Origin of the sequence: Microbacterium sp., from assembly GCF_031988965.1 — a bacterium.
Classification (GTDB): Bacteria; Actinomycetota; Actinomycetes; order Actinomycetales; family Microbacteriaceae; genus Microbacterium.
On the sequence record NZ_DALZXX010000106.1, the window covers coordinates 1 to 10134 of the forward strand.

At 69.6% G+C, this 10134-nt stretch carries 13 protein-coding genes; 3 read left to right on the forward strand and 10 right to left on the reverse strand.

Annotated features, from left to right (window positions below; translation table 11 throughout):
- Positions 1 to 182: 182 nt before the first annotated feature.
- The 3 genes from RTM68_RS14125 to RTM68_RS14135 are packed head-to-tail and all read right to left on the reverse strand — an operon-like array spanning position 183 to position 3520.
- Entirely contained in the window at positions 183 to 1466 is a 1284-nt protein-coding gene (locus RTM68_RS14125; RefSeq protein ID WP_312172014.1) for a glutaminase, read from the reverse strand.
- A 52-nt stretch (positions 1467 to 1518) separates the two neighbouring features.
- On the reverse strand, positions 1519 to 2850 hold the full coding sequence (locus tag RTM68_RS14130; RefSeq protein WP_312172016.1) for a HAMP domain-containing sensor histidine kinase: 1332 nt from the start codon (positions 2848 to 2850) through the stop codon (positions 1519 to 1521).
- Positions 2843 to 3520 (reverse strand): response regulator transcription factor, encoded by a 678-nt coding sequence (locus tag RTM68_RS14135; RefSeq protein ID WP_312172018.1) that lies wholly within the window; start codon positions 3518 to 3520, stop codon positions 2843 to 2845. Before RTM68_RS14135 ends, RTM68_RS14130 begins: the two co-directional genes overlap by 8 nt.
- A 166-nt stretch (positions 3521 to 3686) precedes the next feature.
- Between RTM68_RS14135 and RTM68_RS14140 the strand changes: the two genes are divergently transcribed.
- Entirely contained in the window at positions 3687 to 4226 is a 540-nt protein-coding gene (locus RTM68_RS14140) for a hypothetical protein (protein WP_312172021.1), read from the forward strand.
- A 24-nt stretch (positions 4227 to 4250) separates the two neighbouring features.
- Here RTM68_RS14140 and RTM68_RS14145 read toward each other — a convergent pair whose 3' ends face one another.
- Both RTM68_RS14145 and RTM68_RS14150 read right to left on the reverse strand, forming a co-directional pair.
- Positions 4251 to 4457 carry a CDGSH iron-sulfur domain-containing protein gene (locus RTM68_RS14145; RefSeq protein WP_194762218.1) on the reverse strand — a complete coding sequence of 69 codons (207 nt, stop codon included), beginning with the start codon at positions 4455 to 4457 and terminating at the stop codon, positions 4251 to 4253.
- Positions 4454 to 5494, reverse strand: coding sequence for an iron-containing redox enzyme family protein (locus tag RTM68_RS14150; protein WP_312172024.1), 1041 nt, complete (start codon positions 5492 to 5494; stop codon positions 4454 to 4456). The genes RTM68_RS14145 and RTM68_RS14150 overlap by 4 nt, the downstream gene beginning before the upstream one ends.
- A 145-nt stretch (positions 5495 to 5639) precedes the next feature.
- Between RTM68_RS14150 and RTM68_RS14155 the strand changes: the two genes are divergently transcribed.
- Positions 5640 to 5819, forward strand: coding sequence for a hypothetical protein (locus tag RTM68_RS14155; RefSeq protein ID WP_056311101.1), 180 nt, complete (start codon positions 5640 to 5642; stop codon positions 5817 to 5819).
- 16 nt (positions 5820 to 5835) lie between these two features.
- Here RTM68_RS14155 and RTM68_RS14160 read toward each other — a convergent pair whose 3' ends face one another.
- From RTM68_RS14160 to RTM68_RS14180, 5 genes are all read right to left on the reverse strand, one after another.
- Positions 5836 to 7221 (reverse strand): LLM class flavin-dependent oxidoreductase, encoded by a 1386-nt coding sequence (locus RTM68_RS14160; protein WP_312172028.1) that lies wholly within the window; start codon positions 7219 to 7221, stop codon positions 5836 to 5838.
- A gap of 145 nt (positions 7222 to 7366) precedes the next feature.
- Positions 7367 to 8098, reverse strand: a complete 732-nt coding sequence (gene pnuC / locus RTM68_RS14165) for a nicotinamide riboside transporter PnuC (RefSeq protein ID WP_312172030.1) — start codon at positions 8096 to 8098, stop codon at positions 7367 to 7369.
- Positions 8095 to 8622 (reverse strand): N-acetyltransferase family protein, encoded by a 528-nt coding sequence (locus tag RTM68_RS14170; RefSeq protein ID WP_312172032.1) that lies wholly within the window; start codon positions 8620 to 8622, stop codon positions 8095 to 8097. The genes pnuC and RTM68_RS14170 overlap by 4 nt, the downstream gene beginning before the upstream one ends.
- A 92-nt stretch (positions 8623 to 8714) precedes the next feature.
- Positions 8715 to 9056: a hypothetical protein gene (locus RTM68_RS14175; RefSeq protein WP_312172035.1), complete on the reverse strand. Its 342-nt coding sequence runs from the start codon at positions 9054 to 9056 to the stop codon at positions 8715 to 8717.
- Between the two features lie 13 nt (positions 9057 to 9069).
- Positions 9070 to 9615, reverse strand: a complete 546-nt coding sequence (locus tag RTM68_RS14180) for a sigma factor (protein ID WP_312172038.1) — start codon at positions 9613 to 9615, stop codon at positions 9070 to 9072.
- Between the two features lie 147 nt (positions 9616 to 9762).
- Between RTM68_RS14180 and RTM68_RS14185 the strand changes: the two genes are divergently transcribed.
- Positions 9763 to 10134, forward strand: a 372-nt coding sequence (locus tag RTM68_RS14185) for an NAD-dependent epimerase/dehydratase family protein (protein ID WP_312172041.1), incomplete at its 3' end; no start/stop codon positions are given.

A 10134-nucleotide genomic window follows, 5' to 3' on the forward strand; every position in this document is an offset into this window, starting at 1 on the left:
CCGGTGCCGGCGGTGCGGGCGGTGCGGGCGGAGCCGGCGGAGTCGCGCCTGCGGGCAGGTTCTCGGGCGTCTGGTCGGGGGTCGGGTTCTTGTCGTTCATGACTCGATGTTCTCCCGTGAGTGCTGAAGCCACCCTGAAGCCTCCTGAAGCGGTCTTCAGGAACGCCTGAGCGGCACCCGGCTCAGCCGCGGACCGCGCTCGCCACGTCGGAGAAGGATGCCGGCACGAAGCCGCCGTGCGCCTGCTCGCCGTGCACGAGTTCGCCCGAGCCCGTCTCGGCACTGCCGAGCACGCCCCAGGGGTCGACGATCCGCACGTCGTGACCGTCGAGGTGAAGACGACGGACGCCTTCGAGCAGCATCCGCTGGGCGATGCTGTTGGCCCGCTGCACGCGGTCGAGGTCGATGACGACCGGTTCGTCGCCCGCCGACTCCTCGGCGAAGCCGCGCAGCACCCGCTCGGCCTCCATGAAGTGCAGGTCGCCGGCGATCTCGTGCACCGCGACGCCGTCGTGCTCGACCCGGCGCGACACCGAGCGGGCCGTGTCGGTCGAGGTCATCAGATGCAGCCCCAGATCGTGGTTCATGCGCTCGAACATGCGCACGCCGCGGGTGCTGTTGCCGTGCGGGTCGAGCCGAGGCGAGAACACGGCGATGCCCACCTGGCCGGGCAGCACTCCCATGAGCCCGCCCGCGACCCCGCTCTTCGCGGGGATGCCGACCGAGGTCAGCCAGTCTCCGGCGGAGTCGTACATGCCGCACGTCGTCATGACGCTGAGCACCTGACGGTTGATGACAGGGTCGATGACCTGGTCGCCGTCGGGCGTGCGGCCGCCCGCCGCGAGCACCGACGCCATGCGCGCGAGGTCGCGCACCGTCACCGAGGCCGAGCACTGCCGCGTGTATCCGCGCACCACGTCGGCGGGGTCGGCGTCGAGGGTTCCCACCGTCCGGAGCATGTACGCGAGCGCCATGTTGCGGTCGGCGGATGAGATCTCGGACTCGAACACGTCCTCCGCGATCGACAGCTCGCGCCCGGCCAGACGGCTGTAGAGGTCGAGGATGCGCTCGACACGAGCATCCGAATCGTCACCGCTGACCAGTGCATGAGCCGCGATCGCGCCGGCGTTGATCATCGGATTGCGCGGCCGTCCTGTCTCGGGCTCGAGGGAGATCTCGTTGAACGCGTCGCCCGAGGGCTCGACGTCGATGCGCTCGAGCACGGCGTCGAGGCCCCGGTCGGCGATCGCGAGCGCATACGTGAACGGCTTCGAGATCGACTGGATCGTGAACTCGACGTCGGCGTCGCCCGCCACATAGACCTCGCCGTCGAGGGTGGCGACAGCGATGGCGAGCTGATCGGGGTCGGCCTGCGCGAGCTCGGGGATGTACGACGCGACCTCTCCGGCATCCTCCCCGCACGACTCCATCAGCACGTTCAGATAGTCGATCATGGGGGTCTGCATGTGCTCCATGCTCCCATGCGGGGTGCGACAGGCTGTCGCGCCGGCCCGCTGCTCAGGTCGCGAGAGGCAGCGTCACCACGAATCGTGCGCCGCCCCAGCGGGAGTCGTCGACCGCGACGGTTCCTCCGCTGGCCGCGGCGATCCCCTGCACGATCGCGAGGCCGAGGCCGCTGCCGCCGGCATCCCGACTGCGAGCTTCATCGAGCCGCACGAAGCGCTCGAAGATGCGCTCGCGTTCGTCTGCAGGAACGCCGGCTCCGTCGTCTTCGACGGTCACGAAGACCCAGGCATCCTGCGGGATCACGCTGATCGCGACGTGCCCGGCGCTGTGCCGCGCCGCGTTGTCGGCGAGGTTGCGCAGCAGTTGGCCGAGAAGGCGCGGGTCTCCCTCGACGCGGGCCGCCTGGATGCCGGACCCGTCGACGTCCACCCCGCGCGACCGCAGTCGACGAACCTCGCCGAGGGCCAGATCGTCGAGGTCGACCGACTCATCGTGCGTGCCACCGCCCTCGTCGAGCCGCGCGAGCAGCAGCAGCGATTCGACGATGCCCTGCAGCCGAAGGCCCTCGTCGGAGACGACCTCGGCGAGCTCGCCGATGCTCGTGGTGGCCGGGTGCGTCTGCGCGAGCTCGGCGTGCTGGCGGATCGTCGCGAGAGGCGAGCGCAGCTCGTGGGAGGCATCCGAGACGAAGCGCCGCTGCGCGGTCGCCGACGCGTCGAGGCGGTCGAGCATCCGGTTCATGGTGGTCGCGAGCGCCGCGATCTCGTCGGACGACGGCGGCACCTCGACGCGGTTGTGCAGGTGTTCGGCGGTGATGCCGTCGACCTCTTCGCGGATGCGGGTGACGGGCTTCAGGGCTCGGCCCACGACGAGCCAGGTCGTGACGGCGACGAGCACGAGCAGCAGGGGCAGCGCGACCGCGAGCAGCACGCCCACGGTCGACAGGGTCTCGTCGTCGTCCTCGATCGGGACGGCGAGCACGAGGGTCTGGTCGTCGTCGATGTCGTCCGAGACGACCAGCATCGGTGTGCCGTCGACCGTCACCCGCCGCGGATCGCCGGAGATCGGCAGGGCGCTGGATCCGAGGTCGTCACGGGCGTCTTCACTCGCCGAGCGCACCGAGCCGTCGGCGCCGATGATCTGCACGAGTTCGTCGTCGAGAGTGTCGATGCCGCGACCCCCGTCCGGGCCTCCGCCGGGTCCGTCGAGGCGCTCGGTCAGCTCGTCGAGGCGCTGCTCGGCGGCGCGCTCGGCGCTGGCATGGATGCTGGAGCTCAGGATGCTGTAGAACGAGAACGCGCCGATGAGCAGTGCGACGGCGACGACGAGCGTCGCGCCGAGGGTCGTGCGGGCGCGCACCGACTTCCAGGGCCGGCTAGCCACCGTCGGCCGCCAATCGGTAGCCGGCGCCGCGGATCGTCTCGATGGCCTCGCGTCCGAAGGGCTTGTCGAGCTTGCGGCGCAGGTGGCCGACGTACACCTCGACGATGTTCGGGTCGCCGTCGAAGTCGTCGTCCCACACGCCCTCGATCAGCGCGCGCTTCGACAGCACCTGGCCGCGGTGGCGCATCAGGTACTCGAGCACGGCGAACTCGCGGGCGGTCAGCGTGACCTGTGTCTCACCGCGCCACACGTGGTGCGACGACGGGTCGAGCTTCAGGTCGCCGGCTTCGAGCACGGCGGGGCGGGCGACGGCGCCGCGGCGGACGAGGGCGCGGATGCGGGCGACGAGGATCGCGAACGAGAACGGCTTCGTGACGTAGTCGTCGGCGCCCGTCTCGAGGGCCTCGACCTGATCCCACTCGCCGTCCTTCGCCGTGAGCATGAGCACGGGGGTCCAGTTCTCCTCGGCGCGCAGCGCCTCGCACACCTTCCACCCGCTCATGCCGGGCATCATCAGGTCGAGCACGATCGCGTCGTACCGGGTCTCTCGCGCGCGCCACAGCCCGTCGACGCCGTTGTTCGCGACGTCGACCGCGAAGCCCTCGGCCTCGAGCCCCCGGCGCACGGCGTCGGCCAACCGCACCTCGTCGTCAACCACCAGGATCCGCATTCCTCCAGTGTGGCGGGCGGCTGCTGAATCCGCGCTGAAGCGGGGTCGGAGATGCAGGCGCGCCCGGGCGCGCATCGACGGAGAACTCGTGCACGGAAGGAGAGGATGCGCGGATCGATCCTTCTGAACGCGAGAACTCCTTCGCCGTGTGTGGTTGCATGAGGGCATGTCCGGAATCCGGGGGGACAGGTCGAGGGCAGCGGGGCTGCTTCTCGTCATCGCGACGGCCACGATGCTCGCCGGGTGCGCGACGGCGACGGCCGGCCCGCCGGGAGCAGCATCGCCCTCGGCGTCCCCGAGCCCCACGCCGACCGCCGCATGCCCGCAGGTCGAGGGCGTCGAGCTGCCTCCGGACTGCGCTCCGTACGACCCTGACCACGCGATGGCGCAGAACGATCGCTACCGTGACCGGATGGAACTCTCGGACGAGAGCCGAGGTGCTGCCGAGAAGCCGGCCGCCGACGTGCGCGCGGCGCTCGAGACGCTCCGGACCTCGGGGACCATTTCGGTCGAGGCGGTGGAAGACGCGTTCGCGGATGCGGGCATCGCCGGAATCCAGACGATCGGCGACGAGCGCGCGGTCGCTTTCGGCGCCGCGGCCCCGGAGGGCGGCTGCATCTTCGGCGAGGTGTCTGCCGACGTGCTCACGGTCGAGATCGGCGGCATCATCATGGACGGCGGATGCCTGCCGGCGGTCGGACACTGATCTCGCCGCCGACAGATCCGGGCGTCACACGTCGGTGCGGAACCCTGATGCCTTGTGCGTGCCGTCGCAGAACGGCTTGATCGTCGAGAGCCCGCAGCGGCACAGCGCCACCGTGCGTCGTGTCACCTCGATCGGCTCACCGTCCGAGGTCTCGAGCACCGCGGCGCCGCGCACGAGCAGCGGCCCGTCGGGGTATGCCGTGATCGTGACGGCATCCTCGTGCCCGCTCATCGGACGTCCCGCTGTCGCAGCGACGATTCGCCGCGCGTCCACGAGTCGAGCATGTGGCCGGCGGCCCAGCCGTCGACGGTGAGGCAGGCGGATGCTCCGAACATGATGTCGGCCAGCAGCTCGGGGTGGTCCTCGGCCAGTCCCCCGGCGAGGTCGCGCGCCGCGATCTGCTCGTGCACGGCATCCGCTTCGACGTGCTCGTCGAAGTAGTCGGTGACGTCCTCTGTGAAGCCGAGACGCCGCAGACCGTCGGCGTACAGCCGGTTCGGGATCGACGAGGTCATCTCGAAGGCGGCGAGGTGGCCGACGATCGCCCCGACGAGGCGGCGGTTGAGGCCGAACATCGACATGGAGTTGAGCGAGGCGAGGGTGATCGCGGGCACGTCGTCGACGTATCCGCCGTAGGTGTCGTCGAGTCCGGCGCCGCGCATCGCCCGCGCGAAGATCGTCGCGTGCACCCGATCGGGGCGCCCCGCGCCGTACTCGTCGGACTGGATCTCGACGAGCGCCGCCTTCGCCCGGCCGCTGAGACGGGGGATCGCCCAGGAGTGCGGATCGGCCTCGCGCAGCGTGTAGATCGAGCGCTGCATGAAGAACTCGTGCATCTGCTCCTCGGTCGCCTTCTTCGCGACGTACCGCGACAGGCTCGGGCCGGCGTCGGCCTCGGCGAGGGCGAAGAGCGCGCGGCCGACGGCATCCACCGTCGGCTCGGGCAGGTCGGGCATCGGCACGGACGCCCGCAGCGCCTGCTCGAACGCGTGCTCGAGAAGACCCCGCGCGGCGACGACACCCGGATCCCACTCGAGGGTCGGGTCGAGGTCGGGCAGCGAGCCGTATGACGAGGCGTAGAGCACGAAGAGAGCGAGCTGGATGTCGTCGTCGCGCACGACATCGGCGCTCGCCGCCAGCGCCGCCTCGGCCTCAGCGCCGAGACCGACATCGTCACCTCCGGTCAGACGGCGGATGACGGCGTCGCCGAGCGGGCCACGCGCGGTGATGCCGTGGAGTGCGGACGGGGTGAGTGCTGTCGCGGACATGGAAGAGCTCCCAAAGATCGGATGCTCTCACTCTCACCCCGGCTCGCCGATGCGAGAAGGGTCTTGACGGAACGCACCGCGTGGGGGAGGGTGCCCCTCACGCATCCGGATCTGAGACGTCGGCTCCGCCGCCTAGGCTGGAGACATGAACAAGAACTCGCTCTGGACCATCGTCGGCGTCATCCTCGCCGTGGTGATCGCCTGGTGGATCGTCAGCGCGCTGTTCTCGATCCTGTGGTTCATCGCCAAGCTCGCGATCGTGCTCGTCGTCGCGGTCGTCGTCTTCCTGGTGCTGCGCGGACTCTTCAGCTCGAAGGCCGAGTAGCGTCCGCGCGAGCGGATCAGGCGACCGGAGCCGTCGCCCCCACCCGATAGCGCGCGGCGCGATGCGTGTCCTGCACGCGGTCGCCCTTGCCCTGCAGCTTGTTGCGCAGCGTGCCGGGCGCGTACTCCTCGGGGTAGACGCCGCGCTCGCGCAGCACCGGGATGACGTGCTCGATGACGTCCTGCCAGGTGCCGGGGGTCACGGCGTAGGCGAGGTTGAAGCCGTCGATGTCGGTCTCCTCGACCCACGACTGCAGCTCGTCGGCGATCTCCACGCCCGAACCGACGGCCGTGGGGCCGAGGCCGCCGATCGCGTTGTGGCGGCCGAAGTCGCCGACGGTCCACTCGCGCCCGAGGTCGGCCTCCTCCTTCAGGTGCTGCAGCACCGACTGGATCGCGTTCGACTCGACGTTGCCGACGGGCTCGTCCTCCGCGTACTGCGACAGGTCGACGCCCATCCATCCCGACATGAACGTCAGCGCGCCCTCGGGGCTCGCGTACGAGAGGTACTCGGCGTGCTTCGCCGCGGCATCCTCGCTCGTCGCCCCGGTGATCACGGTCAGCAGCGTGTAGATCTTCGCGTCGTAGCGGTCACGACAGGCATCCTCCAGCGCGTCGCGGATGCGCTTGACGGTGCCGGCGAGCACCTCCTTCGAGGGGGCGGCGACGAAGATCGCCTCGGCGTTCTCCGACGCGAAGCGCACGCCGCGCGGGCTGGCTCCCGCCTGGTAGATCACCGGGGTGCGCTGCGGCGACGGCTCGGAGATATGGATGCCGGGAACGCTGAAGTGCTTTCCCTCGTGGCCGATCGGGTGCACCTTCGCCGGGTCGGTGAAGATGCCGCGCTCGCGGTCCTCGACGACGGCGTCGTCTTCCCACGAGCCCTCCCACAGCTTGTAGAGCACCTCGACGTACTCGTCGGCGTGGTCGTAGCGGTCGTCGTGCGCGAGCTGGTCGGTCTGGCCCATGTTGCGGGCGGCGCTGGGCAGGTAGCCGGTCACGACGTTCCATCCGACGCGTCCGTTGGTCAGGTGGTCGAGCGTGCTGAGGCGTCGGGCGAACGGATACGGATGCTCGAACGCGGTGCCCGCCGTGATGCCGAAGCCGAGGTGCTCGGTGACGGCGGCCATGGCGCTGACGAGCAGGATCGGGTCGTTCACCGGAACCTGGGCGCCGTTGCGGATCGCCGCCTCGTTCGTGCCGCCGTAGACGTCATAGGTGCCGAGCACGTCGGCGATGAAGATGCCGTCGAAGGTCGCGCTCTCGAGCAGCTTCGCGAGATCCGTCCAGTACGAGATGGTGTTGTACTGACGCGAGCGATCGTCAGGATGCCGCCACAGCCCGGACGACTGGTGGGCGACGCAGTTCATGTCGAAGGCGTTGAAGCGGATCTGACGAGTCATGGGGACTAGCAAACCCGCCGAGCACCTGACCGGCCACCTTCGACGACATGCACCGACACATTCGGGGCGCGCCCCCCACGCTTTCGAATCGCTCACTTTGCAGTGTCGACCAGGCGTGAACTGCAAAGTAAGCGATTCGAAGGCGTCAGTGGTGGTCGCCGTCGACGGTCTTCATCGTGGACGTGATCGGGCGGGGGTCGGGCATGAGCGTGTCGACCTGCGGTTTGTCGTGCGCCTGCGCGCGGCACCAGACCACGAAGCCGACAGCCGTGAAGACGCCGTAGAAGACGTACATGAACCCGGTCGCGTAGAAGCCCGAGCTGAACAGCAGCGGCACGCCGACCACGTCGACGGCGATCCAGATGAGCCAGAACTCGGTCCACCCCTTGGCCATGCCGTAGGTGGCGAGCAGTGAGCCGACGAACGTCCAGGCATCCGCCCAGACCGGCTCATACGAACCGAGCAGCCGGAACAGCGGGGTCAGCGCGACCGTGCCGATGATCATCACGAGCACCAGCCCGATGCGGGCGCTCGTCGGCGCCCATCGCGGAGTGACGCGTCCGCCGTCGGACGCCGCCTGGCGCCACCGCACCCAGCCGTAGATCGCGACGACGATGAACATCACCTGCCGGCCGGCCTGACCGAGCAGGTGCGGCAGCTCGTGGTCGGGGTTCAGGATCGTGCCGAGGAACACGGTGAGCAGCAGCACGTTGCCGACGATGCCGACCGGCCACGCCCAGATCTTGCGGCGCATGCCGCCGAGTGCGCTGGCGAGGCCGAAGATGTTGCCGACCACCTCGCGCACGAGCAGCACCTGCCCACCCGGGAGCACCCACTGCGAGTTGAAGGCGTCGACGAGCCAGAGGAAGACGTTCACGAGATCTCGTCCGGGAAGGGACGCTGGTCGAGCACGAGCTGCAGGAAGGTGAGGTCGAGCCAGCGGTCGAACTTGGCGCCGACCTGCGGCATCCGTCCGACCTGCATGAAGTCGAGGCGCTTGTGCATGATGATCGACCCCGTGTTGCTGCTCTCGATGGCCGCCACCATGACGTGCTTGCCGAGCTCGCGAGCGCGGAGGATGAGCTCGATCATGAGCGCCTTGCCGATGCCCCGACCGCGCTGGCCATCGCGCACGTAGACCGAGTGCTCGACGGTGTGGCGGTAGCCGCTGTGCGGGCGCCAGTCGCCGAAGGTCGCGTAGCCGAGCACGCCGGAGGCGTCGACGGCGACGATCACCGGATAGCCCTTCTGCTGTCGATCGCCGAGCCACGCGGCGCGGTCGTCGACGGTGACCGCCTCTTCGTTCCAGATCGCGGTGGTGTTCAGCACCGCGTCGTTGTGGATCGCCGTGATGGCCTCGAGGTCGGCGGTCTCGGCATCCCTGATCTGGTGGTCGCTCATCGGGTCTCCTGCATCTGCGCTCGGGTGCGCACTGGATGACGGTAGCAGGATGCCGGAGGTGGGCGATTCGCGTCGTCCGGGTTCGACTGGAGTCAGCCGGGCAGCCAGGACGACAGCTTCGCGGGGGCGAGCACGATCCACACCTGCGTGATCGCGCCCTGAGAGACGTCGACGTTCATGACCGCGATCACGTCGCCCTCCTCGCGGAAGATGAAGCCGAGCCCGTCGCCGAACTGCTGCTGCTCCATCGTCATGGCGGGCCGCTTGGCCGCGATGCCGAGCAGGAAGCGCGCGACGTTCTCGGCGCCGCTCACGACGTTGCGAGCCGCGCTGACCACGCCGCCGCCATCGCTGCGCAGCTCGACGTCGGGTGCGAGAAAACGCAGCAGCGGGGCCACCTCTCCGCTGCGAGTCGCCTTCTGGAACGCACGCACCACTCGATCGTGCTCAGCGCGGGGCACGGCGGTCGCCCGGTTCTCGCGGACGTGACGACGAGCGGATGCCGCCAGCTGGCGCACCGCGGCAGGGGAGCGTCCGACGGCGTCGGCGATCTCGTCGAAGGGCACCGTCGTGCAGCACGAAGGCGACGCGCTCGGCCGGAGTCATCGCCTCGAGCACGACGAGCAGGGCGGTGGAGACTTCGTCATCGAGGGTGATGCGGTCGAGCGGATCTTCTGCGGATGCCGTCGTGCGCGGTGCCGTCGCGCCGGAGAAGCGGTCGGCCGGCACCGGCTCGGGCAGCCAGGGGCCGACGTACTGCTCACGTCTGCGCCGGGCGGACCCCAGCAGGTCGAGGGCGATGCGCCCAGCGACCGTGGTCAGCCACCCTGCGGGGTTGGCGATCGCCTCGCGTTCGGCAGCGGTGAGTCGATACCAGCGCAGGTAGGTCTCCTGCACGATGTCCTCGGCATCCGCCAGCGTTCCCGTCATCCGGTAGCCGAGCGCGAGCAGTCGCCGGCGCTCGCGGAAGACGTCGTCGAGGTCGTCGTCCATGGGTATCTCCTCGGGGTGGCGCGCGCGGATGCTCTCGCAGGATATGACGACGGAGCAGGGCGGCGTGTGAGGCCTCACGTTCTCGGATGCTGATTCGTCATCGTATGCAAGAGGCGTGTGTGCGCCCGTGAGCAGAGAGGTAGTCGGATGAGGATCGCGGTTGCAGGAGGAACAGGTGTGGTCGGCCGGCACACGGTCGACGCGGCGCGGGCCGCGGGGCACGATGCGGTCGTGCTGTCGCGCTCGGCCGGTGCCGACGTGACCACGGGGGTCGGTCTCGCCGACGCGCTGCAGGGGGTGGATGCCGTGATCGACGTCACGAACGTGTCGACCATGTCGGCGTCGGTGTCCGTCGGGTTCTTCGAGACCGCGACCCGACATCTGCTGGCCGCAGAGGATGCTGCCGGCGTCGGGCACCATGTGGCGCTGTCGATCGTGGGGATCGACGGGATCGATGCCTCCTATTACGCGGGCAAGCTGGCACAGGAGCGGGCGGTGGCCGCAGGAGCGGTGCCGTTC